This is a genomic window from Dietzia sp. oral taxon 368 (assembly GCF_002999155.1).
GTDB lineage: Bacteria > Actinomycetota > Actinomycetes > Mycobacteriales > Mycobacteriaceae > Dietzia > Dietzia cinnamea.
In genome coordinates, this window is sequence record NZ_CP027238.1 from 2,758,250 (window position 1) to 2,778,089 (window position 19,840).

Below are 19,840 nucleotides of genomic sequence, written 5' to 3' on the forward strand. Positions count from 1 at the left end.
CACCCCTCCCACCACACTGAGACGAAGGACCCCACAGTGCGAATTGCGCAGTCCTGGTTGACCGAGATCCTGCAGCGGGCCAACGACGGCTGGTCCGTGACGCCCGCCGAGCTCGACGCCGGGTTCGTTCGCGTCGGCCTCGAGGTGGAGGGCGAGCCGGAGCAGCTCCCCGAGATCACCGGCCCGCTCACGATCGGCCGGGTCGCGAGTATCGAGGAGCTCGAGGGCTTCAAGAAGCCCATCCGCTTCTGTCTGGTCGACGTGGGCGGTGACGAGCCGCAGCAGATCGTGTGCGGCGCCCGCAACTTCGCGGAAGGCGACCTGGTCGTCGTCGCCCTACCGGGCACCGTCCTGCCGGGCGGGTTCGAGATCGGCAAGCGCAAGACCTACGGCAAGCCGAGTGAGGGCATGATCTGTTCGGCCTCCGAGCTGGGGATCGGCTCCGACCACAGCGGGATCATCGTCCTCGCCGAGGGCACCGCCGAGCCCGGGGACCCCGCCGGCCCGGTGTTGGCCGCGGGCGCCGGCGAGCGGGACACCGTGATCGAACTCAACGTGACGCCGGATCGGGGCTACTGCCTGTCTGCCCGCGGCCTGGCCCGCGAGCTGGCGTGCGGGTTCGACCTGGATTTCGCCGACCCGGCGGTCGAGCTCGGGCTGCCGTCGGAGAAGGAGGCCTGGCCGCTCGAGGTGACCGCCGAGTCCGGTGCCCGGCGGTTCGCCCTGCGTCGCGTGACGGGCGTGGACCCGGCCGCGCGCACCCCGTGGTGGATGGCCCGCCGCCTGTTGCTCTCGGGCGTGCGTCCGATCTCCCCGGCCGTAGACGTCACCAACTACGTCATGCTCGAACTCGGTCACCCGATGCACGCGTTCGACGCCGCCCGCGTGCAGGGCGGTCTCGTTGTGCGTCGTGCGCGGGCGGGGGAGACCCTGGTGACGCTCGACGACGTCACGCGCACCCTCGACCCCGAGGACGTCGTCATCTGCGACGAGACCGGCCCCATCTCGATGGCCGGCGTCATGGGCGGTGCCTCCACCGAGGTCTCGGACACGACGACCGACGTCCTGTTGGAGGCCGCGGTGTGGGACACGCTCGCGGTGTTCCGGACGATCCGCCGTCACAAGCTGCCGAGTGAGGCCGGCAAGCGCTACGAGCGCGGGGTCGACGCGGCGGCCTCGATCGCCGCCCTGGACCGCGCGGCCACCCTGCTCGCCGAGATCACCGGCGGCACGGTCGAGGACTCGCTCACGGACGTGGGGTCCGCCCCGGTCATGCCGACGATCGCGTTCGACCCGGACCGCCCCTCGCGCGTGGCCGGCGTCGGGTACCCGGCCGGGACCGCCCGGAGGCGCCTGGAGCAGATCGGCTGCGCCGTCGCCGGTGACGACGCAGTGCTGCTGGAGGTCACGCCGCCGACCTGGCGTCCCGACCTCGCGCTGCCGGCCGACCTCGTGGAGGAGGTGCTGCGCCTGGAGGGGCTGGAGAACATCCCGTCGGTGCTGCCCACCGCCCCGGCGGGCCGGGGCCTGACCGCCGAGCAGCGTGGGCGACGCGCCGTCGGTCACGCCCTCGCCGCGGCCGGGCACGTGGAGGTGCTGACGTCCCCGTTCTGTGATCCGTCGGTGTTCGACGACATGGGACTGGGTGACGACGACGAGCGCCGCAACACGATGTCCGTGGTCAACCCCCTCGAGAGCGACAAGTCGCACCTCGCGACCACGCTGCTGCCCTCATTGGTCGAGATCGCCCGCCGCAACATCACCCGGGGGACTCGCGATCTCGCGCTGTTCTCGGTCGCGCAGGTGTCGTTCCGTACGCCCACAACCGCGCCGGTGGAGATGCTGCCGGTCGACCGCGAGCCCACCCCGGAGGAGCGCGAGCGGCTGAGCGCCTCGCTGCCCGAGCAGCCGCTGCACGTCGCTGCGTTGTACACCGGCAAGCGCGAGCCGGCCGGGCACTTTGGCCCGGGCCGGGAGGCCGACGCCCTCGACGCGGTGGAGGCGGCGAGGATCGTCGGTCGTACGCTCGGTGCCGAGGTGCGTGTCCGGGCGGCGGAGTGCGCGCCCTGGCACCCGGGCCGCTGTGTGGAGGTGCTCGTCGACTCGGTCGTCGTCGGGCACGCCGGCGAACTGCACCCGGCGGCGTGCGAGCGACTCGGAGTGCCGGCCCGGACCTGCGCCGTGGAACTCGACCTCACCGCGATCGGTGTCCGTGAGGTCCTGCCGGCCCCGACGATCTCGGCGTACCCGGCGGTGAACCAGGACGTCGCTCTCGTGGTGGACGCCTCGGTGCCAGCCGCGGACGTCGAGTCCGCGCTGCGCTCGGGGGGCGGGGAGCTGCTCGAGAGCGTGCGCCTGTTCGACGTCTACACCGGCGCCCAGCTCGGCGAGGGCCGCAAGTCCCTGGCGTATGCGCTGACGTTCCGCGCCGCCGACCGCACGCTCACCGAGGACGAGGCGAGCACCTGGCGCAGCGCGGCCGTCGAGGCCGCGGAGAAGGCCGTGGGGGCGGTTCTGCGTGGCTGACAGGGTCCGGGCACCGAGGGTGCTGTGCATCGCGGGCACCGACCCGTCCGGCGGCGCGGGTCTGCTCGCGGACGTCAAGGCGGTCGCCGCGATGGGCGGGTACGGGATGGGCGCCGTCACCGCGGTCACCGTCCAGAACACCGTCGGCGTCACCGGGGTGCACGCCGTGCCGCCCGAGACTGTCATCGCCCAGCTCGACGCCGTGGCCGAGGACGTGGTGATCGACGCCGTCAAGATCGGCATGCTCGGTGAGGCGGGCCTCGTCGAGGCGGTCGGGGACTGGCTTCGTCGTCGTCGTCCTCCGCACGTCGTCCTCGACCCGGTCATGGTCGCCACCACCGGTGGCCAGCTGGCCAGTGACGACGCCGCGCACAGGCTCCGTGACCTGGTACCCCTCGCGGACCTTGTCACGCCGAACGTCCCCGAGCTCGCCGTCCTGTGCGGCGAGACGAGCGCCACGGACATCGAGACCATCGTCGGTCAGGCCGAACTCGTTCACGAGCAGACCGGCTGCGCGGTGCTCGCCACCACCGGCGACCTCGAGGACGGCAGCGCCGAGGACGTCCTCGTCGAGACCGAGGGCGGCCGGCGGACCACGCTCCGCCTGCCGTTCGTGCGGGTCGACACCCCGCACACGCACGGCACCGGATGCTCGTTGTCCTCGGCCCTGGCCACCGCCCGTGTCGGCGTGCCGGACTGGGAGGCGGCCTACCGCCGCGTCCGGCCGTGGATGGACGGGGCGCTGCACGGTGGGCTCGCACTCGAGGTGGGCCGCGGATCCGGGCCGCTCGACCACACCTGGTTCCTGCACCGCTGAGCGTCTCCGGGGGTCGCCCCGGACGTCGGGCACGGTTGCTCCGGCCGAGGCGCGGCCGCCGTCGGTGTCGTACACGTGTGCGAGCATCCGTCCCGACTGACAGCCGAGACGACCAGGAGCAGACCATGAACGCCTCCCACGCCACCTCCTCGCATGACGACCAGCGCCACGGGAGCGACCGCGACCGGCGCGGAGCGGACGACCGCGACCCGCATGGTGCGGGCCCGCGCGGCCGCGACGACGCCCCGCCACCCGAGAAGGCGCTGGACCGGGTGCGCAAGCTCTTCGCCAAGGCCGAGAGCGTGGCCGGCACGCCGGAGGCGGACGTGCTCCTCGAGCGCGCCTACGCACTTCTCGCCAAGTACGGCGTCGACGAGGCGCTGGCGCGCACGGGTCCCGACACCACCGCGGCGGAGGTGACCGTGCTCGACCACGTGGTCTCGGGCAGCTATCAGCCCGACCAGGTGGGCCTCGTCGCCGCACTCGCGTCGGCGATGCACTGCCGGGCCGTCACCGCCGTGCGCGGGGACAACACGCGCGTCGTCCATATCGTCGGGGTCCGTCGGCACGTCGAGCGGGTGGGCATGCTGGCCGGCGCGTTGACCGGGGTGATGCTCGCCGCGGCGGCCCGCCAGCGCCCGGCGCCCGGCGTCTCCGCCGTCACCCATCGCAAGTCGTTCATGACCGGGTTCGCCTTCGAGGTCGGCCGGCGTTTGGAGGCCGCCGAGCGGGGCGCCGTCGCCGAGAGCCGCGACGCGGCAGGGGCGGGGATCGTCCTCCGGTCGGACGCCCAGCGGGCGGACGCGGAACTGCGCCGCCGGTTCCCGACCGCGGTGCGCGGCTCCCGCCGACGGGTCGGTATGTCCGGGATCGAGGAGGGGCGCCGGTTGGGCGGCTCGGTGGACCTGGGGCAGCGGCGGTTCGCGGGGGGACGGCGACAGCTGGGGGCCTGACCCCCACGTGCAAAAGGTTGCAACGTCGTGCATACTCGTGCGCATGGCAATCAAGGTAGCGGTCGCAGGTGCTTCGGGATACGCGGGAGGGGAGTTCCTCCGCCTCCTCCTGGGGCATCCGGCCTACGTGTCGGGTGAGCTCGAGCTGGGCACACTGTCCGCCGGGTCGAACGCCGAGCAGACGCTGGGTGAGCATCACCCGCACCTGCTGCCGCTCGCCGACCGCGTCCTGGCGGAGACCGACGCGCAGTCCCTCGCAGGCCACGACGTGGTGGTGCTCGGCCTGCCCCACGGGCACTCCGCGGCGATCGCCGAGCAGCTGGGGCCGGACGTCCTCGTCGTCGACCTCGGCGCGGACTTCCGGCTCACCAGCGCCGAGGACTGGACGGGCTACTACGGTTCCGAGCACGCCGGGTCGTGGCCGTACGGGCTGCCCGAGCTGCCGGGGGCGCGCGAGGCGCTGCGGACCACCCGCCGTGTCGCCGTGCCCGGGTGCTTTCCCACCGGGGCGACGCTCGCGCTGTTCCCGGCCGTCGCGGCGAAGCTGATCGACGCCTCGGCCATCACGATCGTCTCCGTCACCGGCGCGTCCGGCGCCGGCAAGTCCGCCAAGGTCCCGATGCTGGCCTCAGAGGTCATGGGCTCGGTCAAGGCGTACGGCGTCACCACCCACCGGCACACCCCGGAGATCCTCCAGAACCTCCGGTCGGTCACCGACGAGGAGGTGTCGTTGAGCTTCACGCCGGTTCTCGCCCCCATGGCACGCGGCATCCTCACCACCGCCGTGGCCCCCACCACGGCGAGCGCCGCCGAGCTGCGCGCGGTCTACGCGGAGGCGTTCGGCGCCGAGCCGTTCGTCCACGTCCTACCCGCCGGCGTGCAGCCCATGACCGCCTCCGTTCTCGGCTCCAACGCCGTGCAGCTGGGCATCGAGGTGGACGAGCGCGCGGGCCGCGCGGTGTTCACCGCCGCGATCGACAACCTGGCCAAGGGCACCGCCGGCGGGGCGATCCAGTCGATGAACCTCGCGCTCGGCCTGCCCGAGACCGACGGGCTCAGCACGGTGGGTCTCGCCCCGTGACAGACGCCGGACCGGTCGGCGCGGACGGCGCCGTGCCGGGGGAGGATCTCCACGGCCTCGTCCGTTGGACGTACATCGACGACCCAGGGAGCGTGTCCTGGTGGGCGCCCGTCGGCACCGCGGCCCGGCTCGACATCTCCGCGCCGGGCGTGCCCGAGACGGCGCTGGCCGGCGAACTCCAGTGGAGTGCCCGCTGCGCACAGGTCCCCGCCACCCGGGCCGTGGTGTTGATCGGAGATGCCGGCGCCGGGGACACGGCCGCCGACTTCACCGCCGCGCACCTCGTCGCCGAGAGCGTCGCCGAGTCGCTGGCCGCGGCGTCCGGGACGCAGGTCGGCCCGATCGAGGTCCTCGTCTTCCGGCCGGACACCGAGTACTCGCCGCTGCCCGAGCCGGTGCCCACGGCCGACGGCGTCGAGTTCCGGTTCCGGCACCGCGGCGGCGCCGACGTCCATCTCGCCCTGACCATCCCCGACCAGCCCGGAGAGGCCTGACATGACCACAGCGATGAACGACGGGTCCACCGAGCTGACACCGTTCGTCCGCGCGCGCGTCCTCGCCGAGGCGCTGCCGTGGCTGCAGAAGTTCCACGACAAGATCGTCGTGGTGAAGTACGGCGGCAACGCGATGATCGACGACGAGCTCAAGAAGGCCTTCGCCGCCGACATGGTCTTCCTGCGCACCTGCGGACTGAAGCCCGTCGTGGTCCACGGCGGGGGACCGCAGATCACGTCGATGCTCACTCGGCTCGGGATGGAGGGGAAGTTCCGCGGCGGGTTCCGGGTCACCACCCCCGAGGTGATGGACGTGGTGCGGATGGTGCTGTTCGGGCAGGTCGGTCGCGAACTCGTCGGACTGATCAACGCCCACGGCCCGTACGCGGTCGGCATCTCCGGCGAGGACGCCGGCCTGTTCACCGCCGTCCGCCGCACCGCGATGGTCGACGGCCGGCCCACAGACATCGGGCTGGTCGGCGACGTCGAGTCCGTCGACCCCCGCGCGGTCCTCGACCTCATCGAGGCCGGGCGAATCCCCGTGGTCTCGACCATCGCCCCCGACGCCGACGGCACCGTCCACAACATCAACGCCGACTCCGCCGCGGGCGCCCTCGCCGCGGCCCTGGAGGCGGAGAAGCTCATCGTCCTCACCGACGTCGAGGGGTTGTACACCGACTGGCCCGACCGTTCCTCGCTGGTGACCCACCTGGGCACCGAGCCGCTGGAGCGACTGCTGCCGTCCCTGGAGAGCGGGATGGTCCCCAAGATGGAGGCCTGCCTGCGCGCGCTGCAGGGTGGCGTGCGCGCCGCCCACGTCATCGACGGCCGTGTCGAGCACTCCGTGTTGCTGGAGATCCTCACCGAGGGCGGCATCGGGACGATGGTGACCGAGGGCGATCACGAGACCCGGATACCGGCAGGAGACCACGCGTGAGTGAGAAGACCACCCCCACCCTCACCTCGAGGTGGGACACCGCGCTGATGCGCAACTACGGAACCCCGCCGCTCGAGCTGGTCTCGGGACGCGGCGTGACGGTCGTCGGGGCGGACGGCCGGGAATACACCGACCTGCTCGGCGGTATCGCGGTCAACTCGCTCGGTCACGCCCACCCCGCGGTCGTCGACGCGGTCAGCCGACAGATCGCCGAGCTGGGGCACGTGTCGAACCTGTACGTCCACCAGACGGTCGTCGAGCTCGCCGAGCGGCTCGAGTCGCTGCTGGCGGTGGACCAGCCGGTACGGGCCTTCTTCTGCAACTCGGGCGCCGAGGCCAACGAGGCCGCGTTCAAGATCGCGCGCCGCACCGGGCGTTCGCGGATCCTCGCCGCCGAGAACGGCTTCCACGGACGCACGATGGGCGCCCTCGCGATGACCGGCCAGCCCGCCAAGCGGGAACCGTTCGAGCCGATGCCGGCCGGCGTCGAGTTCTACCCGTACGGCGACATCGATGCCCTCACCGCACTCGTGGAGACGGCGCCCGCTGACACCGCAGCCGTGATCCTCGAGCCGCTGCAGGGCGAGGGCGGCGTCGTCGAACCGCCGGAGGGGTTCCTCGCGGACGTCCGCGCGTTGTGCACAGAGCACGGCGTCCTCATGATCGTCGACGAGGTCCAGACCGGCATCGCGCGCACCGGCGCGATGTTCGCCTCCCGTAAGGCGGGCGTGGTGCCCGACGTGATCACCCTCGCCAAGGGACTCGGCGGCGGGTTGCCGATCGGGGCGTGCCTCGGGGTCGGGGCGGCCGGCGAGCTGCTCACGGCGGGTCAGCACGGGACGACCTTCGGGGGCAACCCGGTGTCCTGCGCCGCCGCGCTCGCCGTGCTCGACACGATCGAGTCCGAGGACCTCGTGGCCCACGTCGACCGGCTCGGCAAGATCATCGCCGCCGAGATCGAGTGCCTCGACCACCCGCTGATCGATCACGTGCGGGGGCGGGGTCTGCTGCTCGGGATGGTCCTCACCGCGCCGGCCGCGAAGTCCGTGGAGGAGGCCGCGCGAGCCTCCGGCTATCTCGTGGGTGCCACGGCCGCCGACGTCGTCCGGCTCGCCCCGCCGCTCGTCCTCACGGAGGGGCAGGCGGCGGAGTTCGTCTCCGCCCTTCCCTCGATCCTCGACACCGCGTCCCAGAAGGAGTCCTCGTCATGACCGGTTCGCCCGTGGCCTCCCGCTCGGTGCGCCACTTCCTCCGCGACGACGACCTGAGCCCCGACGAGCAGTCCGCCGTCCTGGACCTGGCGTTGGAACTCAAAGCCGAGCCGTTCTCCGCGCGCCCGCTGGAGGGCCCACGCTCCGTCGCCGTCATCTTCGACAAGACGTCGACACGGACCCGATTCTCCTTCGACGCCGGAATCGCGCAACTGGGCGGCAACCCGATCGTCGTCGAGTCCGGTTCGACTCAGATGGGCAAGGGAGAGACGCTCGAGGACACCGCGAAGGTGATGTCCCGTTACGTCGAGGCGATCGTGTGGCGGACGTACTCCCAGGACGGGCTCGTCGAACTCGCCGGGCACTCGGACGTCCCGGTCGTCAACGCGCTGAGTGATGAGTTCCACCCCTGCCAGATCCTCGCGGACCTCCTCACGATCCGGGAGAACTTCGGCCGCACGGCCGGCCTGCGAGCCGTGTATCTCGGCGACGGGGCCAACAACATGGGGCACTCCTACCTGCTCGGCTTCGCCACGGCCGGAATCCACATCATCATCGCCGCTCCGGACGGATACCAGCCCTCCGGACAGGTGGTGGCCGACGCCGAGCGGATCGCGGAGGCCACGGGCGGATCGGTCGGCATCACCACCGACGTCGCCTCGGCCGTCGAGGGGGCCGACGTGCTCATCACCGACACCTGGGTGTCGATGGGCATGGAGGACTCCGCAGCCGACCGCCTCCGGGACCTGGCCGGTTACCGGCTCGGACAGGAGGCGGTGGACCGGGCCTCCGACGACGTGATCGTCCTGCACTGCCTGCCCGCGTACCGGGGCAAGGAGATCTCCGCCGAGGTCATCGACGGGCCCCGCAGCAGGGTGTTCGACGAGGCGGAGAACCGTCTCCACGCCCAGAAGGCCCTGCTCGTCTGGCTCCTGGAGCGGGCGTGACCGCGGTCGGCGCCGTGAGTAGGACGGTGCGGCACGCCCGCATCACCGACATCCTTCGGCGCCGTCCGGTGCGCAGCCAGACCGAACTGGCCGAGGCGCTGGCGGAGGAGGGGATCGCCGTAGCGGTGGCAACCCTGAGTAGGGACCTGGACGAGCTCGGCGCCGTCAAGCTCCGCGCCGCCGACGGGGGAGCGGGCCGCTACGTCATCCCGGAGGACGGGAGCCATGTCCCGGGAATCCCCGGGGGCACGGACCGACTGGCCAAGATGCTCGGCGAACTGCTCGTGTCCGCCGACCACAGCGGCAACATGGCGGTCCTGCGCACGCCGCCGGGGGCCGCCAACTTCCTCGCCAGCGCGCTCGACCGCGCCAACCTGGATGACGTCGTCGGGACGATCGCCGGGGATGACACCATATTCGTGATGGCCCGCGAACCCGTCGCCGGAGCGGAACTCGCGGACCGGCTCGCCGCGCTGGCCCGACGCCAGCTCTGACCCCGCGACCCGCACACCCGCACCCACAGACCCACAAACCCACAGCACACACCAAGGAGAACACCATGTCCGATCGCGTCGTCCTCGCCTACTCCGGCGGACTCGATACCTCCGTCGCCATCAGCTGGATCGGCAAGGAGACCGGTGCCGAGGTCGTCGCCGTCGCCATCGATCTCGGCCAGGGTGGCGAGGACATGGACGTGGTGCGCCAGCGCGCCCTGGACTGCGGCGCCGTCGAGTCGATCGTCGTGGACGCCCGCGACGAGTTCGCCGAGGAGTACTGCGCCCCCACCATCAAGGCCAATGGTCTCTACATGCGGCAGTACCCGCTCGTGTCGGCGATCTCCCGCCCGCTCATCGTCAAGCACCTGGTGACAGCGGCGAAGATGCACGGCGGCACCTCCGTCGCGCACGGCTGCACGGGCAAGGGCAACGACCAGGTCCGCTTCGAGGTCGGTTTCGGTGCCCTCGCCCCTGACCTCGACGTCATCGCGCCGGTACGCGACTACGCGTGGACCCGCGAGAAGGCGATCGAGTTCGCCGAGAAGAACGAGATCCCGATCAACGTCACCAAAAAGTCGCCGTTCTCGATCGACCAGAACGTCTGGGGCCGCGCGGTGGAGACGGGTTTCCTCGAGGACCTGTGGAACGCCCCCACCAAGGACGTCTACGACTACACCGAGGATCCGACGATCAACTTCGCCGCCCCTGACGAGGTCACCGTGACCTTCTCCGAAGGCGTGCCGGTCGCGATCGACGGCCGTAAGGTCAGTGTGCTCGAGGCGATCGAGGAGCTCAACCGTCGCGGCGGCGCGCAGGGCGTGGGGCGTCTCGACATGGTCGAGGACCGGTTGGTGGGCATCAAGAGCCGCGAGGTGTACGAGGCTCCGGGCGCGATGATTCTCATCACCGCCCACAAGGCCCTCGAGGACGTCACGCTCGAGCGCGAGCTCGCCCGCTACAAGTCCGGCGTCTCGGACGAGTGGTCGAACGCGGTCTACGACGGCCTGTGGTTCTCGCCCCTGAAGTACGCGCTGGACGCCTTCATCGACAACACCCAGCAGCACGTCTCGGGCGACATCCGGATGGTCCTGCACGGCGGGTCGATCACCGTCAACGGCCGCCGGTCCGACTCCTCGCTGTACGACTTCAACCTCGCGACCTACGACGAGGGTGATTCGTTCGACCAGAGCTACGCCAAGGGCTTCGTCAACCTACACGGCCTGAGCTCCAAGATCGCCGCCAAGCGGGACCTCGGCCTGTGAGTGCCGAGCAGAACGGCGGCGGGCGGACGACCGGGGAAGACCGGCACGGGACCAATACCGGCGCGCTGTGGGGCGGCCGGTTCGCCGGCGGCCCGGCGGAGGCCATGGCCGCACTGAGCAAGTCCACCCACTTCGACTGGGAGCTGGCCCCGTATGACATCCGGGCGTCCAAGGCGCACGCCCGGGTGCTGCACCGGGCGGGCCTGCTCACCGGGCCGGACCTGGACTCGATGCTCGACGGGCTGGATCGGCTCGCCGCTGACGTCGACTCCGGCGCGTTCGTCCCGGCCGAGTCGGACGAGGACGTTCACGGGTCTCTCGAACGCGGGCTCATCGACAGGGTCGGCCCCGAGGTCGGTGGGCGGCTGCGGGCCGGCCGCTCGCGCAACGACCAGGTCGCCACGCTCTTCCGGATGTGGCTCCGCGACGCGGTCCGGGTGGTGGCGACGGGCGTGCTCGACGTGGTCGACGCGCTCGTCGCGCAGGCCGACGCCCACCCGGAGACGGTCATGCCGGGCAAGACCCACTTCCAGGCAGCCCAGCCGGTGTTGCTCTCGCACCAGTTGCTCGCCCACGCGCAGCCGCTGTTGCGCGATCTCGACCGGATCAGGGACCTGGACCGCCGGCTGGCAGTGTCGCCCTACGGGTCGGGCGCACTGGCCGGGTCCTCTCTCGGGCTGGACCCGGACGCGATCGCTGCGGAGCTGGGCTTCGACCGCGCGGCGGACAACTCGATCGACGCCACGAGCTCGAGGGACTTCGCGGCAGAGGCGGCCTACGTGCTCGCGCAGATCGCGGTCGACCTCTCCCGTCTGGCCGAGGAGATCATCGCCTGGTCCACTCCGGAGTTCGGGTACGTCACGCTCGCCGACGAATGGTCGACGGGCAGCTCGATCATGCCGCAGAAGAAGAACCCGGACGTCGCCGAGCTGATGCGAGGGAAGACGGGGCGACTCATCGGCAACCTCACCGGGCTGCTCGCGACCCTCAAGGCGCAGCCGTTGGCCTACAACCGGGACCTACAGGAGGACAAGGAGCCGGTCTTCGACTCCGTGGCGCAACTGGACCTGCTGCTGCCGGCGATGGCAGGGCTCGTCGGCACGCTCGAGTTCCATCCCGAGCGACTCGCCGAGCTCGCGCCGGCCGGTTACACACTGGCGACGGACATCGCGGAGTGGATGGTCCGCCAGGGCGTCCCGTTCCGGGTCGCCCACGAGGCGGCCGGTGAGTGCGTGCGGGTGGCCGAGGGCCGCGGCGTGGGACTGGACGAGTTGGACGACGACGAGTTGGCGGCCGTGGACCCCGCGCTCACGCCCGAGGTCCGCGAGGTCCTCACGGTGTCCGGTTCGGTCGCGTCGAGGAACGCCCGTGGTGGGACCGCGGGTGAGGCCGTGGCGGAGCAACGCCGGCGGTTGGGCGAGGTCCGTGACCAGTTCGCCGCGTGGGTAGGGTGAGAGTCATGTCCGTCATCGACGCACGTCTGCTCGAGATCCTCGCCTGTCCTGAGGACAAGGGCCCCCTCCTCCTGATCGACGGGGAGACGCTGTACAACCCGCGTCTGCGCCGGGCCTACCGGATCGAGGACGGCATCCCCGTCCTGCTGGTCGACGAGTCCCGGCAGGTCGACGACGCCGAGCACGCGGATCTCGTCGCCCGGTCGGGCGGCACGCCCGCGGAGTGAGTCCGCTGGCGGGCGCGCCCCGGGCCGACCGCGACGACACCGGTGGCTACGAGACGGGTGGCGAGCGGTTCCGGGAGTTGCTGCGCGCCTCGTCCCCGGACGAGGCGGCGCGGCTACTTCTCGGCGGGATCCTCACACACGACACGGTCTCGGTGCGCGTCATGGAGGTCGAGGCGTACGGCGGACCCGCCGACTCGGCGTTTCCTGACGCGGCGGCCCACACGTGGCCGGGTCGCACGGCCCGCAACGAGGTGATGTTCGGCGACGCCGGTCACCTGTACGTCTACCTGAGCCACGGGTTGCACCAGTGCGTGAACATCACCTGCCGACCTCGGGGTGAGGGAGGGGGTGTGCTCCTCCGGGCGGCCCGCGTCGTGGGCGGTCACGAGACCGTGGAGACCCGCCGGCCCGGCATCCCGGTGGAACGCACCGCCCGAGGCCCCGGCAACCTCGGACGCACGCTCGGCATCGATCTGTCGATGCGGGGCACCAATGTGTTGGACCCCTCGTCGTCGATCAGGTTCCGACCCGAGCCGGTCCCCGACGACCACATCCGCTCCGGTCCGCGCGTGGGGGTCTCCCGCGAGGCGGACCGGCCCTGGCGGTTCTGGCTCGCCGGCGCGCGGGAGGTCTCCGCCTATCGGCGGAGCCCACGCGCACCGCAGGTCACCCGCCCCGTGGTGGCCGGTCGCACCGATGGGGGACAATGACGGTCGTGACCAACGACATCCTCGATGAACTGCAGTGGCGTGGGCTGATCGCCCAGTCGACCGACCTGGAGGCGCTTCGCGCCCACCTCGACGCGGGGACGGTCTCTCTCTACTGTGGGTTCGACCCGACCGGTCCGAGTCTGCATGCCGGGCACCTCATCCCGTTGCTGACCCTGCGCCGGTTCCAGCTGGCCGGGCACCGGCCCATCGTCCTCGCCGGCGGCGCCACAGGGATGATCGGCGACCCCCGCGAGGTGGGGGAGCGGGTCATGAACACCTCTGACACCGTCGCGGAGTGGACCGAGCGGATCGCCGGCCAGTTGGAATTGTTCGTCGACCTCACCGAGGGACCCACCGGTGCGCGGGTGGTGAACAACATGCAGTGGACCGGGCACATGACGGTCATCGAGTTCCTGCGCGACGTCGGTAAGCACTTCTCGCTCAACACGATGCTCGGGCGCGACACCGTCAAGCGTCGCCTCGAGGGCGAGGGCATCTCGTTCACCGAATTCTCCTACATGCTGCTGCAGGCAAACGACTTCCTGCAGTTGCGCCGCAACATGGGGTGCACACTGCAGCTGGGTGGATCCGACCAGTGGGGGAACATCATCGGCGGTGTCGACCTCAACCGGCGGGTGGACGGCGAGACGGTCCACGCGATGACGGTCCCCCTCGTGACTTCTGCCGACGGGAAGAAGTTCGGCAAGTCCACCGGCGGCGGCAGTCTGTGGCTGGATCCGTCCATGACGAGCCCGTACACCTGGTACCAGTACTTCCTCAACACCGCCGACGCCGACGTCGTGCGCTACCTACGGTGGTTCTCCTTCCTCGAGCGTGAGGAGATCGACGAGCTCGAGGCGTCGACCCGCGACAAGCCCCACCTGCGCGCGGCGCAGAAGCGCCTCGCCGAGGAGATGACGACGCTCGTGCACGGCGTGGCCGCGACGGAATCCGTCCAGGCCGCCGCGCAGGCCCTGTTCGGCCGCGGCGAGCTCGACGGGCTCGACGAGGCGACTCTGGCGGCGGCGCTCGAGGACGCCGGCGCGGTGGAGATCGCCCCGGGCAGCCCTACGACCATCGTCGACCTGCTCGTCGCCTCCGGGCTGAGCGAGAGCAAGGGTGCCGCCCGCCGTGCGGTCGGTGAGGGGGGCGCGTACGTCAACAACGAGCGGGTCTCGGACCCGGAGTGGACGCCGTCCTCCGGTGATCTCCTCCACGGCAAATGGTTGGTCCTGCGGCGTGGCAAGAAGAGCTTCGCGGGCGTCCGCATCAGCTGATCAGCCCCTGCGTACGACGATGGCGTCGGCTCTCGCCGACGCCATCGTTCGTTAGCTGGCTTGACCTGCGGGTTTGCGTTTCCGTTCACACCTGCGTAACTTATTGGACGTCGCCGAGAGCGGCGCGGACCGAGAGGCCCGAGCCGCCCGAGGAGACAGCCTCCGCGAAGCGGGAGGGCCCAGCCGGGTTTGACACGGTGAAGCGGGTCCGCTAAGCTGGAGGAGTTGCCTCGAAAGGGGCGGTGATCACCCCGGATGCTGTTCGGCCGTCTGGTCGGGTGTGCGGATGGTGTGTGGGTGTTGTTTGAGAACTCAACAGTGTGTTTTGTTTGTGATAGTGCCAAATTTTTTGTTTGGTTGCGACCCTTTCACATCCCTGTCGTGGGGGTCGCGTTTTTTGGAACAGCCAGTTTTGGTTGTTCTGTTGTTGGGATTGTGCTTTTCTAAAGTGCTGAGAAGCTTTTATGGAGAGTTTGATCCTGGCTCAGGACGAACGCTGGCGGCGTGCTTAACACATGCAAGTCGAACGGTAAGGCCCTTCGGGGTACACGAGTGGCGAACGGGTGAGTAACACGTGGGTAATCTGCCCTGCACTTCGGGATAAGCCTGGGAAACTGGGTCTAATACCGGATATTCAGCTTCTGCCGCATGGTGGTGGTTGGAAAGTTTTTCGGTGCAGGATGAGCCCGCGGCCTATCAGCTTGTTGGTGGGGTAATGGCCTACCAAGGCGACGACGGGTAGCCGGCCTGAGAGGGTGATCGGCCACACTGGGACTGAGACACGGCCCAGACTCCTACGGGAGGCAGCAGTGGGGAATATTGCACAATGGGCGAAAGCCTGATGCAGCGACGCCGCGTGGGGGATGACGGTCTTCGGATTGTAAACCCCTTTCAGTAGGGACGAAGCGCAAGTGACGGTACCTGCAGAAGAAGCACCGGCCAACTACGTGCCAGCAGCCGCGGTAATACGTAGGGTGCGAGCGTTGTCCGGAATTACTGGGCGTAAAGAGCTCGTAGGCGGTTTGTCGCGTCGTCCGTGAAAACTCGGAGCTTAACTCCGAGCTTGCGGGCGATACGGGCAGACTTGAGTACTACAGGGGAGACTGGAATTCCTGGTGTAGCGGTGAAATGCGCAGATATCAGGAGGAACACCGGTGGCGAAGGCGGGTCTCTGGGTAGTAACTGACGCTGAGGAGCGAAAGCATGGGTAGCGAACAGGATTAGATACCCTGGTAGTCCATGCCGTAAACGGTGGGCGCTAGGTGTGGGGTCCTTCCACGGATTCCGTGCCGTAGCTAACGCATTAAGCGCCCCGCCTGGGGAGTACGGCCGCAAGGCTAAAACTCAAAGGAATTGACGGGGGCCCGCACAAGCGGCGGAGCATGTGGATTAATTCGATGCAACGCGAAGAACCTTACCTAGGCTTGACATATACAGGACGGCGGCAGAGATGTCGTTTCCCTTGTGGCTTGTATACAGGTGGTGCATGGTTGTCGTCAGCTCGTGTCGTGAGATGTTGGGTTAAGTCCCGCAACGAGCGCAACCCCTGTCTCATGTTGCCAGCACGTTATGGTGGGGACTCGTGAGAGACTGCCGGGGTCAACTCGGAGGAAGGTGGGGATGACGTCAAATCATCATGCCCCTTATGTCTAGGGCTTCACACATGCTACAATGGCTAGTACAGAGGGCTGCGATACCGTGAGGTGGAGCGAATCCCTTAAAGCTGGTCTCAGTTCGGATTGGGGTCTGCAACTCGACCCCATGAAGTCGGAGTCGCTAGTAATCGCAGATCAGCAACGCTGCGGTGAATACGTTCCCGGGCCTTGTACACACCGCCCGTCACGTCATGAAAGTCGGTAACACCCGAAGCCGGTGGCCTAACCCCCTTGTGGGGAGGGAGCCGTCGAAGGTGGGATCGGCGATTGGGACGAAGTCGTAACAAGGTAGCCGTACCGGAAGGTGCGGCTGGATCACCTCCTTTCTAAGGAGCGCTCACCACTTTTGGTGGTCAGAGTCTAGTGCCGGTAGCGGTCCCGTTCGTGGGCCGGCCGGACGCTCAATTGGGTGGAACACTATCGCTTAAGGACCCGCGGTGAACGTTGGGTATGCAGACTCAGGATCTGCGTGCTGGCGTGAGTGGGTGTCCGGGACGAAACACACTGTTGGGTGTCTGAAACAACACCATCGAACCTCGATGAGGGGTTTGGTTGTTTCTGGTGGCACTGATTCCCGATGCACCTGATGCGCCATGCGTGGCCGGGGTGTGGGTGGGGTTGGTGTGTGTTGTTTGAGAACTGCACAGTGGACGCGAGCATCTTTAATTGTTTGTGAATGTAAGTGTGTAAGAGCACACGGTGGATGCCTTGGCACCAAGAGCCGATGAAGGACGTAGTAGGCTGCGATAAGCCTCGGGGAGTTGCCAAACGAGCTGTGATCCGAGGGTGTCCGAATGGGGGAACCCAGCACGCGTGATGGCGTGTTACCCGCATCTGAATACATAGGGTGTGTGGAGGGAACGCGGGGAAGTGAAACATCTCAGTACCCGCAGGAAGAGAAAACAATAGTGATTCCGTCAGTAGCGGCGAGCGAACGCGGAGGAGGCTAAACCGCATGCGTGTGATACCCGGCAGGGGTTGCGTGTGTGGTGTTGTGGGGCACGATGTCCTTGGTTCTGCCGGACCGGGCGCCGATTGTTCGCGGGTTAGGGGAACGACTTGGAAGGGTCGGCCGGAGAGGGTGAGAGTCCCGTACCTGAAAACCTTGCGGCGGGGCGATTTGTGTACCCAAGTAGCAGCGGGCCCGTGAAATCTGCTGTGAATCTGCCGGGACCACCCGGTAAGCCTGAATACTCCTTGGTGACCGATAGCGGATTAGTACCGTGAGGGAATGGTGAAAAGTACCCCGGGAGGGGAGTGAAATAGTACCTGAAACCGTGTGCTTACAATCCGTCAGAGGCCTTTTGGGCTGATGGCGTGCCTTTTGAAGAATGAGCCTGCGAGTTAGTGGTATGTCGCGAGGTTAACCCGTGTGGGGTAGCCGTAGCGAAAGCGAGTCCGAATAGGGCGTTGTTAGTGGCATGCTCTAGACCCGAAGCGGAGTGATCTACCCATGGCCAGTGTGAAGCGACGGTAAGACGTCGTGGAGGCGCGAACCCACTTAGGTTGAAAACTGAGGGGATGAGTTGTGGGTAGGGGTGAAAGGCCAATCAAACTCCGTGATAGCTGGTTCTCCCCGAAATGCATTTAGGTGCAGCGTCGCATGTTTCACCTCGGAGGTAGAGCTACTGGATGGCCGATGGGCCCTACAAGGTTACTGACGTCAGCCAAACTCCGAATGCCGAGGTGTGAGAGTGCGGCAGTGAGACTGTGGGGGATAAGCTTCATAGTCGAGAGGGAAACAGCCCAGATCGCCGGCTAAGGCCCCTAAGCGTGTACTAAGTGGAAAAGGATGTGGGATCGCTGAGACAGCCAGGAGGTTGGCTTAGAAGCAGCCACCCTTGAAAGAGTGCGTAATAGCTCACTGGTCAAGTGGTCCTGCGCCGACAATGTAGCGGGGCTCAAGTACACCGCCGAAGCCGCGGCACTCACACGTTGAACCTCCTCCGGGCAGGTGTGTGGGTGGGTAGGGGAGCGTCGTGTGGCCATAGAAGCGCCGGAGTGATCCAGGTGTGGAGGCCACACGAGTGAGAATGCAGGCATGAGTAGCGAATGACGAGTGGGAAACTCGTCCGCCGGATGACCAAGGGTTCCTGGGTCAAGCTAATCTGCCCAGGGTGAGTCGGGACCTAAGGCGAGGCCGACAGGCGTAGTCGATGGACAACGGGTTGATATTCCCGTACCCGTGTATGCGCGCCCATGGTGAATCAGTGATACTAACCGCCCAGAACCACCTAGACGGTCTTCGGACCGCGTGGTGGGGATGCGCGGGACCTGATCTGGTAGTAGCCAAGCGATGGGGTGACGCAGGAAGGTAGCTGGGCCAGTCAGTGGTTGTACTGGTGTAAGAGTGTAGGCCGTGACAACAGGCAAATCCGTGTCACACATAAGGCTGAGACTTGATGCGTACCCGTTGTGGGGAATTCAGTGATCCTATGCTGCCGAGAAAAGCCTCTAGTGAGTTCATACACGGCCCGTACCCCAAACCAACACAGGTGGTCAGGTAGAGAATACCAAGGCGATCGAGAGAACTGTGGTTAAGGAACTCGGCAAAATGCCCCCGTAACTTCGGGAGAAGGGGGACCACGCCCGGTGACCGGACTTGCTCCGTGAGCTGGGGGTGGTCGCAGAGACCAGAGAGAAGCGACTGTTTACTAAAAACACAGGTCCGTGCGAAGACGTAAGTCGATGTATACGGACTGACGCCTGCCCGGTGCTGGAAGGTTAAGAGGACCGGTTAGCCGCAAGGCGAAGCTGAGAATTTAAGCCCCAGTAAACGGCGGTGGTAACTATAACCATCCTAAGGTAGCGAAATTCCTTGTCGGGTAAGTTCCGACCTGCACGAATGGCGTAACGACTTCTCTGCTGTCTCGACCACAGACTCGGCGAAATTGCATTACGAGTAAAGATGCTCGTTACGCGCGGCAGGACGAAAAGACCCCGGGACCTTTACTATAGCTTGGTATTGGCGTTCGATTCGGTTTGTGTAGGATAGGTGGGAGACTGTGAAGCATGCACGCCAGTGTGTGTGGAGTCGTTGTTGAAATACCACTCTGATCGTATTGGACGTCTAACCTCGGCCCATGATCTGGGTTAGGGACAGTGCCTGGTGGGTAGTTTAACTGGGGCGGTTGCCTCCCAAAGAGTAACGGAGGCGCCCAAAGGTTCCCTCAGCCTGGATGGCAATCAGGTGTTGAGTGCAAGTGCACAAGGGAGCTTGACTGTGAGACTGACACGTCGAGCAGGGACGAAAGTCGGGACTAGTGATCCGGCACCGGCATGTGGAAGCGGTGTCGCTCAACGGATAAAAGGTACCCCGGGGATAACAGGCTGATCTTCCCCAAGAGTCCATATCGACGGGATGGTTTGGCACCTCGATGTCGGCTCGTCGCATCCTGGGGCTGGAGTAGGTCCCAAGGGTTGGGCTGTTCGCCCATTAAAGCGGCACGCGAGCTGGGTTTAGAACGTCGTGAGACAGTTCGGTCTCTATCCGCCGCGCGCGTAAGAAACTTGCGGAAGGCTGTCCCTAGTACGAGAGGACCGGGACGGACGAACCTCTGGTGTGCCAGTTGTTCCACCAGGAGCATCGCTGGTTAGCTACGTTCGGAAGGGATAACCGCTGAAAGCATCTAAGCGGGAAGCCTGTTCCAAGATGAGGTTTCTCACCACCTTCGCGTGGTTAAGGCCCCCCACAGACCATGGGGTTGATAGGCCGGAACTGGAAGCGCAGCAATGCGTGCAGGTGACCGGTACTAATCGGCCGAGGACTTACACACAAACAGCTTCGAAGAA

General features: G+C 67.4%; 14 protein-coding genes and 2 rRNA genes. All 16 read left to right on the forward strand.

What is annotated here, in order from left to right; translation table 11 throughout:
• The first annotated feature begins 36 nt into the window (after positions 1 to 36).
• The 16 genes from pheT to C3V38_RS12945 all read left to right on the forward strand — a co-directional run bounded on the left by pheT (position 37) and on the right by C3V38_RS12945 (position 19,824).
• Positions 37 to 2,526, forward strand: coding sequence for a phenylalanine--tRNA ligase subunit beta (pheT, locus tag C3V38_RS12870; RefSeq protein ID WP_061228763.1), 2,490 nt, complete (start codon positions 37 to 39; stop codon positions 2,524 to 2,526).
• Positions 2,519 to 3,343 carry a bifunctional hydroxymethylpyrimidine kinase/phosphomethylpyrimidine kinase gene (gene thiD, locus C3V38_RS12875; RefSeq protein WP_232303089.1) on the forward strand — a complete coding sequence of 275 codons (825 nt, stop codon included), beginning with the start codon at positions 2,519 to 2,521 and terminating at the stop codon, positions 3,341 to 3,343. The genes pheT and thiD overlap by 8 nt, the downstream gene beginning before the upstream one ends.
• Positions 3,344 to 3,468: 125 nt before the next feature.
• On the forward strand, positions 3,469 to 4,296 hold the full coding sequence (locus C3V38_RS12880; protein ID WP_254425987.1) for a DUF2786 domain-containing protein: 828 nt from the start codon (positions 3,469 to 3,471) through the stop codon (positions 4,294 to 4,296).
• A 43-nt stretch (positions 4,297 to 4,339) separates the two neighbouring features.
• Positions 4,340 to 5,377, forward strand: coding sequence for an N-acetyl-gamma-glutamyl-phosphate reductase (gene argC, locus C3V38_RS12885; RefSeq protein ID WP_106385951.1), 1,038 nt, complete (start codon positions 4,340 to 4,342; stop codon positions 5,375 to 5,377).
• Positions 5,374 to 5,871, forward strand: a complete 498-nt coding sequence (locus tag C3V38_RS12890) for a hypothetical protein (protein WP_106385952.1) — start codon at positions 5,374 to 5,376, stop codon at positions 5,869 to 5,871. Before argC ends, C3V38_RS12890 begins: the two co-directional genes overlap by 4 nt.
• 1 nt (position 5,872) lies before the next feature.
• A complete protein-coding gene (gene argB / locus C3V38_RS12895; RefSeq protein WP_106385953.1) occupies positions 5,873 to 6,808 on the forward strand; it encodes an acetylglutamate kinase in 936 nt (311 codons plus the stop codon).
• A complete protein-coding gene (locus C3V38_RS12900; RefSeq protein ID WP_084374735.1) occupies positions 6,805 to 8,019 on the forward strand; it encodes an acetylornithine transaminase in 1,215 nt (404 codons plus the stop codon). The genes argB and C3V38_RS12900 overlap by 4 nt, the downstream gene beginning before the upstream one ends.
• Positions 8,016 to 8,966, forward strand: a complete 951-nt coding sequence (argF, locus tag C3V38_RS12905) for an ornithine carbamoyltransferase (protein ID WP_061228759.1) — start codon at positions 8,016 to 8,018, stop codon at positions 8,964 to 8,966. The genes C3V38_RS12900 and argF overlap by 4 nt, the downstream gene beginning before the upstream one ends.
• Complete coding sequence (locus C3V38_RS12910) at positions 8,963 to 9,460, forward strand: arginine repressor (RefSeq protein WP_106385954.1); 498 nt, start codon at positions 8,963 to 8,965, stop codon at positions 9,458 to 9,460. The genes argF and C3V38_RS12910 overlap by 4 nt, the downstream gene beginning before the upstream one ends.
• A gap of 65 nt (positions 9,461 to 9,525) precedes the next feature.
• Positions 9,526 to 10,725, forward strand: coding sequence for an argininosuccinate synthase (locus tag C3V38_RS12915; protein ID WP_061228757.1), 1,200 nt, complete (start codon positions 9,526 to 9,528; stop codon positions 10,723 to 10,725).
• Positions 10,722 to 12,179 carry an argininosuccinate lyase gene (gene argH / locus C3V38_RS12920; RefSeq protein WP_061228756.1) on the forward strand — a complete coding sequence of 486 codons (1,458 nt, stop codon included), beginning with the start codon at positions 10,722 to 10,724 and terminating at the stop codon, positions 12,177 to 12,179. The genes C3V38_RS12915 and argH overlap by 4 nt, the downstream gene beginning before the upstream one ends.
• A gap of 5 nt (positions 12,180 to 12,184) precedes the next feature.
• A complete protein-coding gene (locus C3V38_RS12925; RefSeq protein WP_061228755.1) occupies positions 12,185 to 12,406 on the forward strand; it encodes a Trm112 family protein in 222 nt (73 codons plus the stop codon).
• Positions 12,403 to 13,116, forward strand: a complete 714-nt coding sequence (locus tag C3V38_RS12930) for a DNA-3-methyladenine glycosylase (RefSeq protein WP_082767695.1) — start codon at positions 12,403 to 12,405, stop codon at positions 13,114 to 13,116. The genes C3V38_RS12925 and C3V38_RS12930 overlap by 4 nt, the downstream gene beginning before the upstream one ends.
• 5 nt (positions 13,117 to 13,121) lie before the next feature.
• Positions 13,122 to 14,393 carry a tyrosine--tRNA ligase gene (tyrS, locus tag C3V38_RS12935; RefSeq protein ID WP_061228802.1) on the forward strand — a complete coding sequence of 424 codons (1,272 nt, stop codon included), beginning with the start codon at positions 13,122 to 13,124 and terminating at the stop codon, positions 14,391 to 14,393.
• A 461-nt stretch (positions 14,394 to 14,854) separates the two neighbouring features.
• Positions 14,855 to 16,374, forward strand: a 16S ribosomal RNA gene (locus C3V38_RS12940).
• A 350-nt stretch (positions 16,375 to 16,724) separates the two neighbouring features.
• Positions 16,725 to 19,824: ribosomal RNA gene (locus C3V38_RS12945) — 23S ribosomal RNA — on the forward strand.
• The 16S and 23S rRNA genes sit together here, the layout of an rRNA operon.
• Positions 19,825 to 19,840: the final 16 nt, after the last annotated feature.